General features: G+C 65.7%; 19 protein-coding genes. 11 read left to right on the top strand and 8 right to left on the bottom strand.

Features of this window, described 5'->3' with window-relative positions:
- Window positions 1-19: 19 nt before the first annotated feature.
- Together ACWW36_RS18495 and serA are read right to left on the bottom strand one after the other, a co-directional pair.
- Window positions 20-1030 (bottom strand): 3-isopropylmalate dehydrogenase, encoded by a 1011-nt coding sequence (locus tag ACWW36_RS18495; protein WP_456137434.1) that lies wholly within the window; start codon window positions 1028-1030, stop codon window positions 20-22.
- The gene (gene serA, locus ACWW36_RS18490) at window positions 1027-2613 is read right to left on the bottom strand and encodes a phosphoglycerate dehydrogenase (RefSeq protein WP_456137433.1); all 1587 of its coding nucleotides are present in this window, start codon (window positions 2611-2613) and stop codon (window positions 1027-1029) included. Before serA ends, ACWW36_RS18495 begins: the two co-directional genes overlap by 4 nt.
- Before the next feature lie 32 nt (window positions 2614-2645).
- Here serA and ACWW36_RS18485 point away from each other — a divergent pair, with 32 nt between their 5' ends.
- From ACWW36_RS18485 to ACWW36_RS18445, 9 genes are all read left to right on the top strand, one after another.
- Window positions 2646-4076: a phytoene desaturase family protein gene (locus ACWW36_RS18485; RefSeq protein ID WP_456137432.1), complete on the top strand. Its 1431-nt coding sequence runs from the start codon at window positions 2646-2648 to the stop codon at window positions 4074-4076.
- Window positions 4077-4261: 185 nt separating this feature from the next.
- On the top strand, window positions 4262-5401 hold the full coding sequence (locus tag ACWW36_RS18480) for a polyprenyl synthetase family protein (RefSeq protein WP_456137431.1): 1140 nt from the start codon (window positions 4262-4264) through the stop codon (window positions 5399-5401).
- A gap of 19 nt (window positions 5402-5420) precedes the next feature.
- A complete protein-coding gene (crtI, locus tag ACWW36_RS18475) occupies window positions 5421-6941 on the top strand; it encodes a phytoene desaturase family protein (protein ID WP_456137430.1) in 1521 nt (506 codons plus the stop codon).
- The gene (locus tag ACWW36_RS18470; protein WP_456137429.1) at window positions 6938-7885 is read left to right on the top strand and encodes a phytoene/squalene synthase family protein; all 948 of its coding nucleotides are present in this window, start codon (window positions 6938-6940) and stop codon (window positions 7883-7885) included. The genes crtI and ACWW36_RS18470 overlap by 4 nt, the downstream gene beginning before the upstream one ends.
- A 2-nt stretch (window positions 7886-7887) precedes the next feature.
- Window positions 7888-8229, top strand: a complete 342-nt coding sequence (locus ACWW36_RS18465; protein WP_456137428.1) for a lycopene cyclase domain-containing protein — start codon at window positions 7888-7890, stop codon at window positions 8227-8229.
- Window positions 8226-8555, top strand: a complete 330-nt coding sequence (locus tag ACWW36_RS18460) for a lycopene cyclase domain-containing protein (RefSeq protein ID WP_456137427.1) — start codon at window positions 8226-8228, stop codon at window positions 8553-8555. The genes ACWW36_RS18465 and ACWW36_RS18460 overlap by 4 nt, the downstream gene beginning before the upstream one ends.
- 2 nt (window positions 8556-8557) lie before the next feature.
- Window positions 8558-9262, top strand: coding sequence for a class I SAM-dependent methyltransferase (locus ACWW36_RS18455; RefSeq protein WP_456142546.1), 705 nt, complete (start codon window positions 8558-8560; stop codon window positions 9260-9262).
- A complete protein-coding gene (locus ACWW36_RS18450) occupies window positions 9259-10785 on the top strand; it encodes an FAD-dependent oxidoreductase (RefSeq protein WP_456137426.1) in 1527 nt (508 codons plus the stop codon). The genes ACWW36_RS18455 and ACWW36_RS18450 overlap by 4 nt, the downstream gene beginning before the upstream one ends.
- Window positions 10782-11789: a DUF5914 domain-containing protein gene (locus ACWW36_RS18445; RefSeq protein WP_456137425.1), complete on the top strand. Its 1008-nt coding sequence runs from the start codon at window positions 10782-10784 to the stop codon at window positions 11787-11789. The genes ACWW36_RS18450 and ACWW36_RS18445 overlap by 4 nt, the downstream gene beginning before the upstream one ends.
- Before the next feature lie 69 nt (window positions 11790-11858).
- Here ACWW36_RS18445 and idi read toward each other — a convergent pair whose 3' ends face one another.
- A complete protein-coding gene (gene idi, locus ACWW36_RS18440; protein ID WP_456137424.1) occupies window positions 11859-12428 on the bottom strand; it encodes an isopentenyl-diphosphate Delta-isomerase in 570 nt (189 codons plus the stop codon).
- A gap of 54 nt (window positions 12429-12482) precedes the next feature.
- The gene (locus ACWW36_RS18435) at window positions 12483-13343 is read right to left on the bottom strand and encodes a MerR family transcriptional regulator (RefSeq protein WP_456137423.1); all 861 of its coding nucleotides are present in this window, start codon (window positions 13341-13343) and stop codon (window positions 12483-12485) included.
- Between the two features lie 97 nt (window positions 13344-13440).
- On the opposite strand from ACWW36_RS18435, the gene ACWW36_RS18430 reads away from it, so the two are divergent.
- The gene (locus ACWW36_RS18430; protein WP_456137422.1) at window positions 13441-13869 is read left to right on the top strand and encodes a hypothetical protein; all 429 of its coding nucleotides are present in this window, start codon (window positions 13441-13443) and stop codon (window positions 13867-13869) included.
- A gap of 65 nt (window positions 13870-13934) precedes the next feature.
- Here ACWW36_RS18430 and ilvC read toward each other — a convergent pair whose 3' ends face one another.
- Genes ilvC through ACWW36_RS18415 form a run of 3 tightly spaced genes read right to left on the bottom strand, consistent with a single transcriptional unit; the run spans window position 13935 to window position 17344 of the window.
- Window positions 13935-14936: a ketol-acid reductoisomerase gene (gene ilvC / locus ACWW36_RS18425; protein WP_456142545.1), complete on the bottom strand. Its 1002-nt coding sequence runs from the start codon at window positions 14934-14936 to the stop codon at window positions 13935-13937.
- Window positions 14937-14993: 57 nt separating this feature from the next.
- Window positions 14994-15500, bottom strand: coding sequence for an acetolactate synthase small subunit (gene ilvN / locus ACWW36_RS18420; protein WP_456137421.1), 507 nt, complete (start codon window positions 15498-15500; stop codon window positions 14994-14996).
- Window positions 15500-17344: an acetolactate synthase large subunit gene (locus ACWW36_RS18415; RefSeq protein WP_456137420.1), complete on the bottom strand. Its 1845-nt coding sequence runs from the start codon at window positions 17342-17344 to the stop codon at window positions 15500-15502. The genes ilvN and ACWW36_RS18415 overlap by 1 nt, the downstream gene beginning before the upstream one ends.
- A 316-nt stretch (window positions 17345-17660) precedes the next feature.
- Between ACWW36_RS18415 and ACWW36_RS18410 the strand changes: the two genes are divergently transcribed.
- On the top strand, window positions 17661-18002 hold the full coding sequence (locus tag ACWW36_RS18410) for a PH domain-containing protein (protein WP_456142544.1): 342 nt from the start codon (window positions 17661-17663) through the stop codon (window positions 18000-18002).
- 4 nt (window positions 18003-18006) lie between these two features.
- Here the strand turns inward: ACWW36_RS18410 and ACWW36_RS18405 are convergent, their stop codons facing one another.
- Entirely contained in the window at window positions 18007-18840 is an 834-nt protein-coding gene (locus tag ACWW36_RS18405) for a DoxX family protein (RefSeq protein ID WP_456137419.1), read from the bottom strand.
- Window positions 18841-18873: the final 33 nt, after the last annotated feature.

The raw sequence follows: 18873 nt of genomic DNA, 5'->3' as shown, positions 1-18873 counted from the left end.
AGTGTCGCCACCGAGCGGCCTACAGGCTTGCCGCGATCCGGTCGCCGACCTGTGAGGTGGACATCTTTTCGTCACCACGGGTGGCCAGGTGTTGCTCGACGGCCTTGTCGACGCGTGCCGCGGCATCGTCGTCGCCGATATGGGCCAACAGCAGCGCGACCGACATGATCGCCGCGGTGGGATCGGCGATGCCCTGCCCCGCGATGTCCGGCGCGCTGCCGTGTACCGGTTCGAACATCGACGGATTGGTGCGCGTCGCGTCGATATTGCCGCTCGCGGCAAGGCCGATGCCACCGCACACGGCCGCCGCGAGATCGGTGATGATGTCGCCGAACAGGTTGTCGGTGACGATCACGTCGAACCGGCCCGGATCCGTGACGAGGTGAATCGTCGCCGCGTCCACATGCTGGTACGCGATTTCGACGTCAGGGTATTCGGTGGCGATCTCCTGCACCGCGCGCCACCACAGCGCGCCGGCGAAGGTCAATACGTTGTTCTTGTGCACCAGCGTCAGATGCTTGCGGCGGTGCTGTGCCCGGCGAAACGCGTCGTGCACCACGCGCTGCACGCCGAACGCCGTGTTTACGCTGACCTCAGTGGCGATCTCGTGGGGCGTGCCCACCCGGATCGCTCCGCCGGTGCCCGTGTACGGGCCCTCGGTTCCCTCACGGACAACCACGAAGTCGATGTCGGGGTTGCCCGCCAGAGGACTGGTGACCCCGGGGTACAGCCGGGATGGGCGCAGGTTGACGTGGTGGTCGAGTGCGAACCGGATGCGCAGCAGCAGACCACGTTCCAGCACACCGCTGGGCACCGAGGGATCGCCGATCGCGCCGAGCAGGATCGCGTCGTGCGCCTTGAGCTCATCGATCACCGAATCGGGCAGCACCTCGCCGGTCGCGTGATAGCGCCGCGCACCCAGGTCATAGCTGGTTTTTTCGACGCCGGGCACCACTGCGTCCAGCACTTTGACGGCCTCCCCGACGACCTCGGGGCCGATGCCGTCGCCGGCAATGATCGCCAATTTCACGTCAGGTCCACCACTTCCAGCAGTTTGGCGCCGACGGCCTCGGCGATCGCGGCGCGTACGTCACCGGGAACGTCGCGGTCGATGCGCAGCAGGATCGTCGCGCCCGGCCCTTCGGCGTCCTCGCTCAGTTGCGCAGCGTGGATGTTGATGTCGGCGGCGCCGAGCAGTGTGCCGATCTTGCCCAACGTGCCGGGCTGGTCGATGTAGTTGATGACCAGGTTCACGCCCTCGGCGCGCAGATCGAAGTTGCGGCCGTTGATTTGAACGATCTTCTCGACCAGCGCAGGACCGGTGAGTGAGCCCGCGACGTTGGTGACCGAACCGTCCGCGTAGACCGCGCGGACATCGACCATGCTGCGGTGGTTGGGGCTTTCGGTTGCAGTGCTGATATCCGCCTGCACCCCGCGCTCGGCGGCCAACGCCGGCGCGTTGACGAATGTGACCGGATCCTCGATCACCGCGGAGAACAACCCGCGTAGCGCTGAAAGACGAAGCACCTCAACGTCTTCGGAAGCAAGCTCGCCGCGAACCTGCACGGAGACGGAGACCGGTAGCTCGCTGGACAGCACGCCGATGAGAAGACCGAGCTTGCGCACGAGATCCAGCCACGGCGCGACCTCCTCACCGACGACACCACCGCCGACGTTGACGGCGTCGGGCACGAATTCGCCTGCCAGCGCCAGCTTCACGCTCTCGGCGACGTCGGTGCCGGCGCGGTCCTGCGCCTCGCCGGTAGAGGCGCCCAGGTGCGGTGTGACGACGACCTGAGGCAGGTCGAACAGCGGGCTGTCGGTGGTCGGCTCCTTGGCGAAGACGTCGATGCCGGCCGCCCGAACGTGCCCGGACCTGACGGCTTCGGCCAGCGCCTCCTCGTCGACCAATCCTCCGCGGGCGGCATTCACGATGATCACGCCCGGCTTGGTCTTGGCCAGTGCCTCCTTGCCGATCAGTCCCGCGGTCTCCGGAGTCTTCGGCAGGTGCACGGAAATGAAGTCGGCACGCGACAGCAACTCGTCGAGAGTCAGCAGCTCGATGCCGAGCTGTGCGGCGCGCGCCGCCGACACATAGGGGTCGTACGCGACGACGTGTGTGCCGAATGCGGCAAGTCGCTGCGCCACCAGCTGGCCGATACGGCCAAGGCCGACGACGCCGACGGTCTTGCCGTAGATCTCGGTCCCGGAGAACTTCGACCGCTTCCATGTGCGTTCGCGCAGCGACGCGTCGGCCGCGGGAATCTCGCGGGCGGCGGACAGCAGCAGCGCCAGCGCGTGCTCGGCGGCGCTGTGGATGTTCGACGTCGGGGCGTTGACGACCAGGACGCCGCGGGCAGTGGCGGCGTCGACGTCGACGTTGTCCAGGCCGACGCCGGCGCGAGCGACAATCTTGAGCTTGGGTGCTGCGGCGAGCACCTCAGCGTCGACGGTGGTCGCCGACCGCACCAGCAGCGCGTCGGCCTCGGGCACGGCGGCCAACAGCTTCTCGCGGTCGGGGCCGTCCACCCAGCGGACTTCTACCTGGTCACCGAGCGCGGCGACGGTCGATTCAGCCAGTTTGTCGGCGATCAATACAACGGGAAGACTCACGTCCACACAGAGTAGTGGGCTCTAATTGGGCAGTGGACGTCACCGTCGTCGGTAGTGGACCCAACGGCTTGGCGGCAGCCGTCATCTGCGCACGGGCTGGTCTTTCGGTGCAGGTGTTCGAGGCGCAGCCGACTCTGGGCGGCGGTGCACGCACCCTCGCCGATCCGGAATTTCCTGGCGTGGCGCACGACATCTGTTCGGCCGTGCATCCGCTGGCGTTGGCGTCGCCGTTTCTCGCCGAGTTTGATCTGCCGGCGCGTGGCGTCACGCTGAAGGTGCCAGAGGTGTCCTATGCCAACCCGCTGCCCGGCCAGGCCACCGCGGTCGGCTACCACGATCTGGACCGGACGTGCGCCGAGCTCACCGACGGCGACTCGTGGCGGCGTCTGCTTGGCCCGCTGACCGAGCGCGACGACGCGGTGCTCAAGCTGCTGCTGGGCGACAAGCGGTCGATTCCCACGGATCCCATTGCGGCACTTCGCATCGCGCAACGGATGCTCGAGCAGGGCACCCCTCTGTGGGGCACCCTATCCGGTGCCGATGCCCGCGCACTGTTCACTGGCGTTGCGGCACACGCTATTTCGAAGATGCCCTCGTTCGTGACCACCGGCGCCGGGCTGATGTTGGCGACGCTGGCGCACACCGTCGGCTGGCCGATCCCCGTCGGTGGCAGCCAGGCCATTCCCGACGCCCTGATCGCGGATCTCGAGGCACACGGCGGCACGGTGACGGCCGGCGAGGAGATCACCGAGCCTCCATCGGGTGTGGTGCTTTACGACACCGCTCCCACCGCGCTCCTGTCGATCTACGGTGACCGGCTGCCAACGCAATACGCAAAGGCGCTGCAGCGCTATCGCTTCGGGCCCGGCGTCGCGAAAGTCGACTTCGTGTTGTCCGGCGAGATTCCCTGGAAGGATCCGCGGCCTGCCAATGCGCCGACCTTGCACATGGGCGGCACCCGTGAACAGATGGCGCACGCCGAGCGAGAGGCCGCCGCAGGCCGGCATGCCGAGTGGCCGATGATTCTGGCCGCGCTGCCCCACCTGGCCGACCCGAGCCGCGTCGACTCGGACGGCCGCCGCCCGCTGTGGACGTATGCGCACGTGCCGTCCGGTTCGCCCGTCGACCAAACCGAAACCGTCACGAAGATTTTCGAGCAGTTCGCTCCCGGATTCCGCGACATCGTGGTCGCGGTCCGATCGGTACCGGCCGCGCGGTTGGCCGACCACAACGCCAACATCGTCGGCGGTGACATCGGTGTGGGCGGCAATACGCTGTTTCACGCTCTCGCCGGGCCGACCCCACGGCTCAACCCGTGGAGCACGCCGATTCCCAAGGCGTACCTGTGTTCATCCGCGACTCCGCCGGGCGGCGGCGTGCACGGAATGTCCGGTTACTACGCCGCGCGCACCGTGCTGCGCCGCGAGTTCGGCATCAAGAAGCTGCCCTCGCTCTCCCCGTAAATCGATCTCGACACCTGACGGCCGCAGAGCCCGCCATGGTGCATGCGCACACCGCGTTACCAATCGATGCACAATCGATGCATAATGCAGTAGAACTAAGTACGGACGAATGCATCGAATTCCGATTGGCACGGCCCGGTCGGGGGTAAGCGACAAGGCACTTGACGTCGGAAAGGGGCGCGGATTTGACCGGCATCGACACACGCGCGCACGTTTCCGTATTGGCCCACCCGCCACGCTCGATTCCACCGAAAGGCCAGCTCAACGGCCAATTCGACATGTGGCGTTCTGGCCTTTCCAACGCCGTGTCCGCCGCCGTTGCCGACTTCGTGAGCACGCGATGCGCCGAGGACCTCGGCCGGGCGGGCGTCGACATCGCCGCCGAGGTGCTTCTGACCTTCCTCGCGGGCGGCAAGCGGATGCGCTCGACGTTCGCGTACCTGGGCTGGCTGTGCGGGGCCGATGACGACGATGCGGCGCTTCGAGCCGCCGCCAGTTTCGAGTTGTTGCATGCATTCGCCCTGCTTCAGGACGACGTGATGGATCGCTCGGCGATGCGTCGCGGCCGGCCCTCGGCTCATGTGATCTTCGCGCAATGGCACCGAGAACATTCGCTGTCGGGGTCGGCCGAACGGTTCGGTGAATCGGCGGCCGTCCTGCTCGCCGACCTATGCCTGGTGTGGGCGGAACAAATGATGCGGGAAAGCGGACTCGATTCCGCCGCCCTGTCGCGGACGTGGCCTTCCTACGACGCGATGCGCACCGAGCTGGCGGTCGGTCAGTTCGCGGACCTGGTCAACGATGCGAGCGCGTTTCCCAGTCTTGAGCGGGTGCTGGACGTGTCGCGGCGCAAGTCCGGCAATTACACCGTGCTCCGCCCGCTGGAGATCGGTGCGTCCCTGGCGGGATGCAGCCCTCGTCTGCTCACGATGCTCGGGGGGTACGGCGAGGCGCTCGGTGAGGCATTCCAGCTACGGGACGACCTGCTCGGCATCTTCGGGTCGCCGTCGGTCACCGGTAAACCCGTTGGCAGCGATCTTTCCGAGCACAAGGCGACCAGCGTCGTGGTCGCCGCTCACCACCTCGCCGACCCTGCGCTGCGCCGTGAGCTTTCCGAACTCATGGCCTCACGGGATCTCGACGAGGGCGATGTCCGTCGCTGGCGCGCGCTGATCGCCGCAACCGGCGCGGTGGACTGGATCGAAGAGCTCATCGAGTCGCGGATGGTGCGGGCGTTGACGTGGATCGACAGCGGCCACTTGGACGCCGTCGTACGGAAAGCACTGACCGATATGGCCGCGGCGTGCACGGAGCGGGCCGCATGATGACGGGGGCGAATCACTGATGCGCACCGTCGGGGGCAATGCCGAACGTGTGGTGGTGGTCGGCGCCGGACTTGCCGGGCTCTCCGCGGCGCTGCAGCTGTGCGGCCGCGGGCGTGCGGTCACCGTGGTGGAACGGGGCCGACACCCCGGCGGTCGGGTCGGCCGAATGGACATCGACGGATATCGCCTCGACACCGGCCCAACCGTGTTGACGATGCCAGACATCATCGACGACGCGTTCGCCGCCGTGGGCGAAACCATTTCCGACCGAATGGAATTGACCGCCGTCGACCCCGCGTACTATGCGTCCTTCGCCGATGGCACCGGGCTGAACGTGCACAGTGACCGCGATGCCATGGCCGCCGAAGTCGCGCGCTTCGCCGGCACGCGAGAAGCAGACCGCTACCTCGAGCTGCGGAACTGGCTGACGCGGCTGTATCAGATCGAGTTCGACGGTTTCATCGCGGCGAACTTCGACTCGCCGCTGTCGCTGCTGACGCCGCAGCTGGCCAGGCTTGCAGCAATCGGCGGCTTCCGCCGCTGGGACCGGATGGTGCGCAGGTTCATCACCGATGAGCGCTTACTTCGGGTGTTCACTTTTCAAGCCCTGTACGCCGGCGTCCCGCCGCAACGGGCGTTGGCGGTGTACGCCGTGATCGCGTACATGGACACGGTCGCCGGCGTGTACTTCCCGCGCGGCGGGATGCGGTCACTGCCGGATGCGCTTGCTGCGGCAGCAGCCGACGCTGGCGTCGAATTTCGTTACGAATCAACGGTTTCTGCGCTCGAGCGCGACAGTGAACGGGTCACTGCGGTGCACACCGACACCGGCGAGCGGTTTCCTGCCGATGCAGTGGTCCTGACCACCGAATTGCCCGACACCTACCGGCTGCTTGGCCGCACGCCGCACCGACTCGTCCGGCTGCGACCGGCGCCATCGGCGGTGGTAGCGCATCTCGGCTGTCGCGCCGTTGACCGCTCCGTTGACAATGACATTGGCCACCACACAATTCTTTTCGGCCATGCGTGGCAACAGACGTTCCGCGACATCATCGACGACGGTCAGCTGATGAGCGACCCCTCGTTGTTGGTCACCCGCCCGACCGCGGGCGACCCTTCGCTGGCGCCAGCCGGGCGCGACCTCCTCTACGTCCTGGCTCCGGCGCCGAATACCGCTGTCGGCAAGGTTGATTGGGCCGTGAATGGGGCCGGCTACACCGACCAAATCATCGATACCGTCTCCCGCCGACTCCCCCAGCTGGGTGTGGATGCCGAAGTACTTCATGTCGTCGACCCCGCCGGCTGGGCGCGTCAGGGAATGGCCGCCGGTACCCCGTTCGCATTGGCGCACACGTTCGGTCAGACCGGGCCGTTCCGGCCGTCCAACATCGTCCGCGGTATCGACAATGTGGTGTTGGCGGGATCCTCGACGGTTCCAGGCGTCGGTGTGCCTACCGCGCTGCTGTCCGGGCGTCTGGCTGCCGACCGGATTACCGGAACTTCGGTGCGCTGCAGTAAATCACGGGTGGTGAAGGCATGATCAGTTCTGAACTTGACGCTGCTGGCGTCCGCGATCCGGCACTGCGAGACGCGTATCGTCGCTGCCGCACGATCAACGCAGCGCACGGGCGAACGTTTTTTCTTGCGACCCGGTTGCTCGCTCCCGATCAGCGACCGGCGGTGCACGCCCTCTACGGCTTCGCACGGCGGGCCGACGACATCCTCGACGACTTCGATCCGCGCCTCAGTTCAACCGAACGCGCAGATCGTCTTCAGCAACTCGCCACCCAGTTGTTCACTCGTCTGACACAGGGCGAGATTCACGACGATGACCCCTGTTTGGCGGCAGTGGTGCACTGTGCCCGCAAGTACGGCATCGCGTGGGAGCTCTTCGACGACTTTCTCGCCGCAATGCGGATGGACCTCACCATCACCGACTATCCCGACCGGGCGGCACTGGACCGCTATATGCACGGATCGGCCGAGGTGATCGGATTACAGTTGCTTCCCGTGCTGGGCACCGTCGTCCCCCAAGAAGAAGCTGCTCCTTATGCCGCCGCCCTCGGAAAAGCGTTCCAGCTGACCAATTTTCTGCGCGATGTCGATGAAGACCTGCAACGCGGTCGAATCTACCTGCCCGCAGACGAACTGGCCGCATACCGCGTCGACCGCGATCTCCTGATGTGGTGCCACTCGCGGCGACGTACCGATGCGCGGGTGCGCCATGCACTCATCGAACAGCACGCCGTCACCCGACGCGTCTACGAGTATGCGCGGGACGGCATCAAGCTGCTGCACCCGCGGTCGCGACCGTGCGTCGCGACCGCGCTGACCTTGTATTCGGGCATCCTGGACTGCATCGAAGACATCGACTTCGCCATCTTCAGCCAGCGCGCCACGGTCGGTAACGGCCGTCGCGCCCAAGTCGCCGCCGCCGGCCTGGTCAAGGCATGGTGTGCCCGACTGCGAAACGGCGCGGCATAATCGTGGACCGCTGGCAGTACGTGCTCGTCCTGGCCGCATGCCTGGCGGTCACCGCTCCGCTCGAGATCTTCGGATCCGGTGTCTACCGGCAAGTTTGGCGTACGGCCGCTGCCTTGTTTCCAGTGGCAGTGGTGTTCGCGGTGTGGGACGTGGCAGCCATCGTCGCCGACGTCTGGGCGTACAACCCTCGGTATGTCACGGGCATCGAGCTCTTGGGGTCGCTGCCAATCGAAGAGCTGTTGTTCTTCGTCGTAATACCGCTGTGCGGGTTGTTGACCTACAACGCCGTCGACACGATCCTGGCTTGGGCGCGGCGGAAGAACAGAACGGCCCACCGCACATGACCGGCCTCGGCTACACCGTGCCTGCCGCAGTAGCGGTGATTGCGGTGTGCCTGTTGGAGTTTGGCGTCCTGCGCACCGGCCTTTTCCGGCGTGCGTCCTACTGGATCTCGATGGGCATAGTGCTCGCCTTCCAGATTCCAGTCGACGGTTGGCTGACCAAACTCAGCGCGCCGATCGTGATCTACAACGAGCGCCACACCAGCGGACTGCGGTTTCCATTCGACATTCCCGTCGAAGACTTCCTATTCGGGTGGGCCATGGTGACCGCTGCACTGCTCTTGTGGGAGCGTCAACGGCAGCGCAACAGCCGAAAGAACACGTCGTGAAGCTGACCTCCAGTGACGTTCCGGACGCATTCGACGCCGGCGCGCCCGCATACGACAAACTCGTCGGCGCCAATCCCGGGTACCACACGCACCTGCGGCTTTCCGCGCATCGGATGCGGTTGGCCGGTAAAGGCGGCGGCTTACGGTTGCTCGACGCGGGTTGCGGCACCGGCGCTTCCACCGCGGCGCTGCTCGCCGTCGCGCCGGAAGCCGAAATCATTGCTGTGGACGCGTCGGCAGGCATGTTGGCCCAGGCGGCCGCCAAGCGATGGCCACCGTCGGTGCGATTCGTGCACAGCCGCATCGAGGATCTCGCCGACGCAGGAGTCAGCGGACCTTTCGACGGCATCCTGGCCGCGTATCTAGTGCGCAATCTCGCTGACCCGGACGCACAGTTGCGTGCGTTCCGAAGGTTGTTGCGACCGGGTGCGACCCTGGCCGTACACGAATACTCGGTGCGCGACTCTCGGCTCGCCACCGCGGTGTGGAACACCGTGTGCGCCACGATCATCATTCCGAGCGGCCGCCTGCGAAGCGGTGACTCGACGCTCTACACATACCTTCGGCGCAGCGTGAACCGGTTCGACGGGGCCGCGGACTTCCAGGAACGGCTGCGGGCCAACGGATTCACGGGCGTACGAAGCGAAACCATGCCGGGCTGGCAGCGCAATATCGTCCACACATTCCTCGGTGAGGCGCCACGATGACCGACCGCAAAAGAGCGACCCATCCAGCGCCACCGGGCATTCCCACCGCGGCGGCACTTCCTCGCACGCCGCATGTCGTCGTCGTCGGTGCGGGCATCGCCGGCCTTGCCGCCGCGACCGGGCTGGCCGAACGTGGCGTCACGGTCGACGTCGTCGAGCGACAGCAGTACCTGGGTGGACGCGTCGGCGGTTGGACCGAGTCGTTGCCCGACGGCACACCGGTCGCGATGAACCGCGGCTTTCACGCCTTCTTCCGTCAGTACTACAACCTGCGAAGCCTGTTGCGCCGCATCGATCCACTGCTTCGGATGCTCACCCCGGTCGAGGATTACCCGCTCGTCGATGCGCAGGGTCGCCGCGACACGTTCCGGGGCATACCGCAGACCCCACCGATGAATGCTTTGGCTTTTGCGTTGCGCAGCCCCACATTCCGGCTAAGCGATCTCGCCAGGCTCAACGCCCGTGCGGCCGCACCACTGGCGGCGGTGTCTGTTCCGGACATCTACCACCGCCTCGACCACCTCGATGCCGAAACTTTTCTGCGTGAGATCAACTTTCCCGAAGCCGCCAGGCATCTGGCGTTCGAAGTGTTCTCTCGGAGCTTCTTCGCCGAGTCGACCGACCTCTCGGCGGCTGAGCTTGCAACGATGTTCCACATCTACTTCCTCGGTTCCAGCGAGGGCCTCGTCTTTGATGTGGCCAACGCCAATTTCGAAGCAGCGCTGTGGGATCCGCTGCGCGAATATCTCGAGACCCGAGGTGTCCGCTTTCATACCGGCGTCTCGGTTCAGGCCGTGGACGCCGGATCCCGCTTCACAGTGCGATGTGAAACCGGGCCGAATCTCGAAGCCGACGGTGTCGTGCTGGCCACCGATGTGGCCGGCCTGCAACGCATCGTCGACGGCTCGCCGGGTCTCGGTGACCAGCATTGGCGGAACAGCGTCGCCGCGCTGGGCACCGCACCGCCGTTCGTCGTGCACCGGCTCTGGCTGGATCTTCCGGTGGACAGCGGGCGAGCGTCGTTCTTGGGCGTCGGCGGGCACCCGCCGTTGGACAATGTGAGCGTGCTCGAACGATACGAACGGCAGGCGAACGAATGGTCGCGCCGCACCGGCGGTTCCGTGGTCGAGCTGCACGCCTACGCGGTGACCGATCCCGGCGACGATTTGCGGGACCGGCTGCTGGCTCGCATGTACGAGCTGTATCCCGAAACAAAAACAGCGAACATCGTGGGGGAACAGGTGTTGTGCCACAACGATTGTCCACGCTTCGCGCCCGGTGATTTCGCCAACCGGCCACGCGTGGAAACACCGCACGACCGCTTGATGCTTGCCGGCGACGGCATCCGCATCGACCTGCCCGTCGCACTCATGGAGCGAGCCGCGACCACAGGGTGGGCTGCGGCGAACAGACTGCTCGAGCATTTCGGTGTGATGGGTCACGACCTACACACCGTGCCTACGCAGGGCCGCTCGAAAATCCTGCGCCGCCTCGCCGCCCGAGGAATGCAGGTCCAGCGATGAAAAAGTTCACCGGCCTGCCATCGTCGTTGTCGAAAACATTTCCGTTCCAAGTACTTCCGCGCGGTCGTTGGGCGGGACAGCAACCGACCTATCGTGACGCGGCACCTGCTGTCATCCGCTGCGCGTTGGACCGATCGCAGCGACGCCCGAGCGGCAACTGGTACGCGTTCGCGGCCAGCGACAGCATCGGTAAGCGGCCGCTGGGCATTGACGTCGCCGGCATGGAACTCGTCGCCTGGCGCGGCGCAGACGGCTCACTACGCGTCGGCCCGGCCGCCTGCCCACACTTGGGCGCCGATCTGTCCACCGGAAAGGTCGACGGCGGCGTACTCGTATGCCCCTGGCATGGACTGCGGCTCTGCGGTGGCGATGAGTTCGGTTGGCGCCCATACCCCGCCCACGACGACGGCGTGCTCGCGTGGGTACGGCTCGACCAGGTCGGTGGCGAGACACCGTCCGAGCGACCGGTCCTGGCAACCCGGCCCGAGGGCCCCCAATTGCACGCCGTAACAAGGCTGGTCGGGACGTGCGAGCCGCGCGACATCATCGCCAACCGGATGGACCCGTGGCACGGATCCTGGTTTCATCCTTACTCCTTCACGCGTCTGGAGGTGCTCAGCTCTCCGCCCGTGGACAACGACGTCGCCGAGGAATTCGATCGATTCCTGGTCGCGGTCACATTTCGGATCGGCAGGCTCGGCATCCCCGTGGTGGCCGAGTTCACCAGTCCGGAGCCACGCACGATCGTGATGCGCATCGTCGACGGCGAAGGGTCGGGCAGTGTCGTGGAAACTCATGCCACTCCCCTGGGCCCGGGCCGCGACGGATTGCCCCGTACCGCTGTGCTCGAAGCCGTTGTCGCCCACTCCGACAGGCCACGCTTCGTCCACGCCCTGCATGCTGCACCGTTGATCGCACCCTTTATGCGGCGGGCGGCGACGCGGCTGTGGCGTGATGACCTCGAGTACGCAGAGCGGATATTTCATCTGCGACATCGTGGATGACGCCGTTCACAAACCCGGCGCGTTGAACAAAGCCGAGTAGAGCGATGGGTTGAGAAGAAAGTAGGGCAGTCAGCCGGTACCGGCGTATCGACCGGCCATGTAAGCAGACGCGTCGAGCAGTCGGATCTGGTCGGCGGCCCACGGGCTGATCGCCCATGACAGCTCGGCGGCCGCCCGCAAGTCCTCCCACGAGACCCAGGTGTGGTCCATGACCTCGTCGGGCACAGGCCGGACCGCTCCGCTGGTGGTCGCACAAAACACCGGACAGATCTCGTTCTCAACCGTCCCGTCGGCGGCGACGGCCCGGTAACGGAATGTCGGCAGGACGCACTCGACCGAGCTCACCGCGACACCCAACTCCTGCTGCGCACGGCGGTGCAGGGCGTCGACTAGATCCTCACCCGGCGCTGGGTGGCCGCAGTAGGAGTTGGACCACACGCCGGGCCAGGTCGACTTCGTCAGCGCGCGACGCGTCAGCAGTACGCGTCCCTCAACGTCGAAGAGGTAGCACGAGAAGCCGAGATGCAACGGCGTATCCGCGTGGTGTACCGACGCCTTGATCGCACATCCGATCTCCCGGCCGTCGTCGTCGACGAGCACGACCAGTTCCTCACCAGTGGCGAGCGCTAATCCAGGCACCACTCCTTTATACCTGATCGATGCAGAAACGATGCATTAATGCGTCGAACGCTTCTATAGACGCTGCAGTGCGTCTTGCAGGCTCTCGACACGGGTCACGGCCTTGGGGATACGCACCGACTCCCATCCCGGTCCCCCGACGAGGACAGCGGCGTGAGCGGCCAGCGCCGCTTTCGCCGTCGCAACGTCAGCGGTGGCGCGAGTGTGGGCCCACAGCATCACGGTCACATTGCCTTCGTGACGCGCAATCGCGTCGACAAGTGCCGTCGATGGAACGTCGGCACCCAGCATCAAGACGCTGCGTCCACGTTCGCCCAACGCGGCCCGCAACGCTTCGAGCGCCAGACTGTGGGTTTCATCTTCGGTGCACGCCAAGATGATTGAAGCCGTCCCATCTGATGAAGTTATCTGCAGCCGTTGCAGCGCCCGCGACACCGTCCACGACAGGGCGTGTTCGACGTCAATGCATCCCTCGCCCTCGGCCTGCCTGGCCTCGATGGCCGCGAATGCCGGCCGGATCAGCTCGTCCCATGTGTCCGGCACGCCGAAGTGGCGCAGATGCCGGTCCAGGAGCCGACTCGCGGCGACCACGTCGAGGTCGAACGCCGCAGTCAGCAGCGACGCCGTGTCGGCCCGCGACGGCACGACGGAGTCGAGAGCGGCGCGTGCAGCGCTACCCGGGTTGACGCCTTCGCTGATCAGACGGTGCATCTGCTCGACTACCGCAATGTCGGATTCGCTGTACAGCCGATGCTTCCCCGAGTTGTGTTGAGACGGGCCGATCCCGTAGCGCTGGTTCCAGCTGCGCAATGTCGCGGTCGGCACGCCGAGTCGTTGCGCGACCACCCCAACCGTGTAGCGCGGCGACTGCGCGTCGTCTTCGCGAATGCTCTTGCGTCCCCGTGTCTGGTTCACTGGCCCTCCAACCTGGACAGGATAGGGCCAAGATGGATGCCCGGAGCTATCAATGCGCAAACGATGCAGATGGCCGTGAAATGGGTATGCCACCACCATGGCGGGGACCGAAGCCGAAAAGCGCATACGCCCCGACGGGGTAGACGACGCGACGGTCGAGGCGGTCGGTGCCGTTTCGGAGGCGTTGGAGTGTGTCGAGCGCGGGCGTGGCCAGCTCTACTCATTTCATCAACTGATGGGACATGCCGACCTCCTGCTTGGCCAGGCATGCGACAAGCTGCGCGACGCGGGACACCACGCCGTCGCCGACCGGCTGGAGACCGAAGTCGTCGGCCGCAACGTCCTTTACGGGCGTTGGACATTTCAAATCGTCGAGGAATTCGACGACAACTACTGGTCAGTCTTTCGTGAGCACGAACGACGGGTACGCGACGAACTGCAGCGAGGCGTTCGCCACGTGTTCGAAGCCGAGATGAAGGAACGGCGTCGCACCCACGGCTGTCGTGGGCACGAGCGCCGGCCCTAGAAGCGATTTGTGCACGTCTTGTTGCGCTCAGCGCTACCAAACGTGCACAAGTCGCACGGAAACCGCTAGGCGGTGTCGGTCAGCGGGCGGTCGACCCAGCTCATCAGTTCGCGCAGCTTCTTGCCGGTGACCTCGATCGGGTGCTCGGCGTTCTCCTTGCGCAGCCGCTCGAGCTCCTTGTTGCCGCCTTCGACGTTGGCGACGAGCCGCTTGACGAAGGTGCCGTCCTGGATCTCGGACAGGATCTGCTGCATCCGCTTCTTGGTGTCGGCGTCGATGACCCGCGGGCCGGACAGGTAGCCGCCGAACTCCGCGGTGTCGGACACCGAGTAGTTCATCCGCGCGATGCCGCCCTCGTACATCAGGTCGACGATCAGCTTGAGCTCGTGCAGCACCTCGAAGTACGCCAGCTCCGGTGCATAGCCCGCCTCGACCATGACGTCGAAACCGGTCTTGACGAGTTCCTCTGTGCCGCCGCACAACACGGCCTGCTCACCGAACAGGTCGGTCTCGGTCTCGTCCTTGAACGTGGTCTTGATGACGCCGGCGCGGGTGCCGCCGATGCCCTTGGCGTAGGACAGCGCGAGCGCCTGGCCCTCACCCTTCGGGTCCTGGTCGACGGCGATCAGGCAGGGCACGCCCTTGCCGTCGACGAACTGGCGGCGCACCAGATGGCCGGGGCCCTTCGGCGCGACCATGCCGACGGTGACGTTGGCAGGCGGCTTGATCAGATCGAAGTGAATGTTGAGGCCGTGGCCGAAGAACAACGCATTGCCGTCTTCGAGATTCGGCTCGATGTCGTTGCGGAAGATGTCGGCCTGCGCGGTGTCGGGCGCCAGCAGCATGATGACGTCGGCCCACTTGGCGACCTCGGCGGGCGTGTCCACCTCGAGCCCCTGCTCGGAGACCTTGTCGCGGGACTTCGAGCCCTCCTTGAGGCCGACCTTCACCTGTACACCGGAGTCGCGCAGGGAAAGCGAATGCGCATGGCCCTGGCTGCCATAGCCGATGACGCCGACCTTGCGTCCCTGGATGATCGACAGGTCCGCGTCGTCGTCGTAGAACATCTCTGGGCTTGTTGAAGACACTTCGAGTATTTCCTTCTCTTCTACTGGGTTTGGGTCTTACTTGACGGTGCCGATACCGCGTGGACCGCGGGACAACGACACCACTCCGGACTGAACGAGCTCGCGGATTCCATACGGCTCCAGCACCCGCAGCAGCGCTTCGAGTTTCTCGGGGGTGCCGGTGGCCTCGACGGTCAGTGACTCCGTCGACACGTCAACGACCTTGGCGCGGAACAGGTTCACCGCCTCGATCACCTGACTGCGCGTGGTGGCGTCGGCGCGAACCTTGATCAGCGCGAGCTCGCGGGCAACCGAGTTGTCCTCGTCCTGCTCGACGATCTTGATCACGTTGACCAGCTTGTTGAGCTGCTTGGTGATCTGCTCGAGCGGGGAGTCCTCGACGCTGACGACGATCGTCATCCGCGACATGTCCTTCTGCTCGGTCGCACCAACAGCCAGCGACTGGATATTGAACCCGCGCCGCGAGAACAGCGATGCCACCCGGGCGAGCACGCCGGGTTTGTCCTCGACGAGCACACTCAGCGTGTGCGTGGAAACCGTCATCAGGCGTGCCCTTCTTCGGGATCGTCGAACAGCGGCCGGATACCGCGCGCGGCCTGGATCTCGTCATTGCTGGTGCCTGCGGCGACCATCGGCCACACCTGCGCGTCGGCGCCGACGATGAAGTCGATCACCACCGGGCGGTCGTTGATCGCGCGCGCCTGATTGATGACATCCTCGACGTCTTCGGCACGCTCGCAACGCAATCCGACACAGCCGAGCGCCTCGGCAAGCTTCACGAAATCAGGGATGCGATGCGAATGCGTGGCCAGATCCGTTTGGCTGTAGCGCTCTTCGTAGAACAGCGTCTGCCACTGACGCACCATGCCCAGGTTGCCGTTGTTGATGATGGCCACCTTGATCGGCGCACCCTCGACCGCGCAGGTGGCCAGTTCCTGGTTGGTCATCTGGAAGCAGCCGTCGCCGTCGATGGCCCACACCTCGGCGTCGGGCCGGCCGAACTTGGCGCCCATCGCCGCGGGCACCGCGTAGCCCATGGTCCCGAGGCCACCGGAGTTCAGCCACGTTTTCGGGTTCTCGTACTTGATGAACTGGGCGGCCCACATCTGGTGCTGTCCCACCCCGGCGACGTACACGGCGTCGGGTCCGGCCATCTTGCCCAGCGTTTCGATGACGTATTCCGGCGACAGGCTGCCGTCGCTCTGCGGCCCGTAGCTCAACGGGTACGTCGACTGCACTCCACGCAAGTACTCCCACCAGTTGTCGATCTTTATCGAGCCGATGGTGCCGTCGCGTCGTAGCGCCTCGATCAGTTCGGTGATGACGGCCTTCACGTCGCCGACGATCGGCACGTCGGCATGCCGGTTCTTGCCGATCTCGGCAGGGTCGATGTCGGCGTGGATGACTTTCGCGTCGGGCGCGAACGAGTCGAGCTTGCCGGTCACCCGGTCGTCGAAGCGGGTGCCCAGCGCGATCAGCAGATCGCTCTTCTGCAATGCGGCCACCGCTGCGACCGTGCCGTGCATGCCGGGCATGCCCATGTGCTGCGGATGGCTGTCCGGGAACGCGCCGCGGGCCATCAGCGTGGTCACGACGGGGATGCCCGTCAGTTCGGCCAGGTCCAGCAGCTGCTCGGTGGCCTCGCCGCGGATCACCCCGCCGCCGACGTAGAGCACCGGCTTGCGGGCCGACGCGATGAGCTTGGCGGCCTCGCGGACCTGACGGTTGTGCGGCTTGGTGTTCGGCTTGTAGCCGGGCAGTTCGAACCGCGGCGGCCAGGCGAACGTGCACTGGCCCTGCAGGATGTCCTTCGGGATGTCGACGAGCACCGGACCCGGCCTGCCCGAAGAGGCGATGTGGAATGCCTCGGCGATCACCCTGGCGATGTCGTTGCCGTCGCGCACCAGGAAGTTGTGCTTGGTGATCGGCATGGTGATGCCGGAGATGTCGGCTTCCTGGAAGGCGTCGGTGCCGATCAGCGCGCGTCCGACCTGACCCGTGATGGCCACCACCGGGATCGAGTCCAGATGCGCATCCGCGAGCGGGGTGACCAGGTTCGTCGCACCGGGACCCGACGTGGCCATGCACACGCCGACCTTTCCGGTGGCGTGCGCGTAGCCGCTGGCGGCATGACCTGCGCCCTGCTCGTGGCGGACCAGCACGTGCCGCAGCTTCTGCGAGTCGAAAAGCGGGTCGTAGACCGGCAACACGGCACCGCCGGGGATGCCGAAGATCACGTCGACGTCGAGTTCCTCCAGCGACCGGATTACCGCCTGCGCGCCGGTGAGTTGTTGCGGCGCAATTCTTTTCGGCTGCGCGGGGTCTGTCTTTGCGCCGTTTCGCGGGGTCGCCGACTGTTCCGGTGGCCGCGTGGTGGGTGCGCTCACGGTGTCCTCTATCCGTTCCTGGTCTTCTCTAGGATCTCAAATCGGTGTTGGGGCAAGAAAAAACCCCCGTCAGCTGGGCCGCTGTACGAGGGTCGCGCGTTGACGCTGGTTGCTATGCCCGGCAGCAGGCAAGCGCGGCATCAACGCGCTTCCCAATTACTACGAGCACTCCAGCGGTCTGCATAACAGTCGACGGTAGCCTCCGCACTGGTCACAGGTCAAATTCGCGGCACCGCAGGGGCCTCAGACTGCGCGATGCGAAGATGGCGATGTGAGTTCCCCATCCACCGCTCCCGTCGTCATCCGGATCTCGCCGATGGCGCATTTCGCGGTCGGATTCTTCGCGCTCGGTCTGCTCGCGCTGGTGTTCTCCGGACCTGCGTGGGTCGCGCTATTCCTCATCATTCCGGTTATCTTGTCGGCGTTGATCATCCGATATCGCACCGTGGCCGATCGGGACACAGTGACCGCGCGCACCCTGCTGGGAAGTGAAACCGTGCGATGGGATGACGTCGACGGGTTGCGTTTCGACAAGGGATCGTGGGCGTTGGCTCAACGCAAAGACGGAAGCGCGCTGCGGCTTCCCGCGGTGACATTTGCGACGTTGCCGTTGCTGACCGAGGCGAGCGGCGGTCGGGTGCCCAACCCCTATAACTAGCCGATCAGGCCAGCGGATTGCCGCCGTTGAGCAGCACCCAGATCCCGATTCCCGCGCCGACACCCAGCAACAGCGCCGCAAACGAGCCGACGAACGGCCGCCGGGCCCAGCCGCGGCCGGCGTCGAGCCCGTAGCGGCCAGGGCCGACGAGGATGATCGCCGCGACGGTGCAGATCACGACGACCTTGTACTCGTGACCGTCGGTCAGGAATGCCGACAGCCTCGCGTTTTCATGCGCGACCATCGCTTCGGCCAGCAGGCCGTTGACGAGATACGCAAGCGCACCAGCGGCCGCCACCGGCGTGAACAGGCCAAGCACCAGTAGCAGTCCGGCGGCGATCTGACCGCCCGTCGCCACATAAGTGAGGATGTCGCCGTGCTGGAACCCCATATCCGTCAACGATTTCTCGAAACCGTCGAAGCCGGGTCCGTTCCACCAGCCGAATGCCTTCTGCAGGCCATGCCCGATGAGCAGCGCGCCGACGGCGACGCGAAGCAGCAGTAGGCCGAGGTCTTGGGTTCCGCGACGGCCCGCCGCGAGCGCGCTTTCGTCGCCGGGCTCCGGCTCGATCTCCGCCGGTTCGGCGGAGAACGTTCCCATCGAGTGCCTGCCGCCGGGCTGGACGTACGGCAATGGCTCGGGCTCGCCGATCAGACCAAAGGGCTGATCGGCCGCGGACTTCGTCGAGTCGTATCGCGGAATCGCGGTGGTTTCGAAGTCACCCGCGTAGTGGGAGGAGGGAAGATCGTCTTCGGGATCGACCAGGCTGGCCGACGCGGGCCGCCCAGCCACATCGTCAGGCCGCTGCCAGGCGCGTGGGTCAGGATGACTGGTCACGACTGCCAGCGTAAGTGCTAGTCACCTGCTAAT

This window comes from Mycobacterium sp. MMS18-G62 (assembly GCF_053877835.1).
Note: the sequence above shows the minus strand (reverse complement) of the source record. Positions and strands in the feature narration are given on the sequence as shown.

Excerpts from the sequence above, each read along its gene's own strand:
- crtI (WP_456137430.1), top strand. The coding sequence starts at position 5,421 with ATGCGCACCGTCGGGGGCAATGCCGAACGTGTGGTGGTGGTCGGCGCC.
- ACWW36_RS18470 (WP_456137429.1), top strand. The coding sequence starts at position 6,938 with ATGATCAGTTCTGAACTTGACGCTGCTGGCGTCCGCGATCCGGCACTG.
- ACWW36_RS18460 (WP_456137427.1), top strand. The coding sequence starts at position 8,226 with ATGACCGGCCTCGGCTACACCGTGCCTGCCGCAGTAGCGGTGATTGCG.
- ACWW36_RS18450 (WP_456137426.1), top strand. The coding sequence starts at position 9,259 with ATGACCGACCGCAAAAGAGCGACCCATCCAGCGCCACCGGGCATTCCC.
- ACWW36_RS18445 (WP_456137425.1), top strand. The coding sequence starts at position 10,782 with ATGAAAAAGTTCACCGGCCTGCCATCGTCGTTGTCGAAAACATTTCCG.
- ACWW36_RS18430 (WP_456137422.1), top strand. The coding sequence starts at position 13,441 with ATGGCGGGGACCGAAGCCGAAAAGCGCATACGCCCCGACGGGGTAGAC.
- ilvC (WP_456142545.1), bottom strand. The coding sequence starts at position 14,936 with ATGTTCTACGACGACGACGCGGACCTGTCGATCATCCAGGGACGCAAG.
- ilvN (WP_456137421.1), bottom strand. The coding sequence starts at position 15,500 with ATGACGGTTTCCACGCACACGCTGAGTGTGCTCGTCGAGGACAAACCC.
- ACWW36_RS18410 (WP_456142544.1), top strand. The coding sequence starts at position 17,661 with ATGGCGCATTTCGCGGTCGGATTCTTCGCGCTCGGTCTGCTCGCGCTG.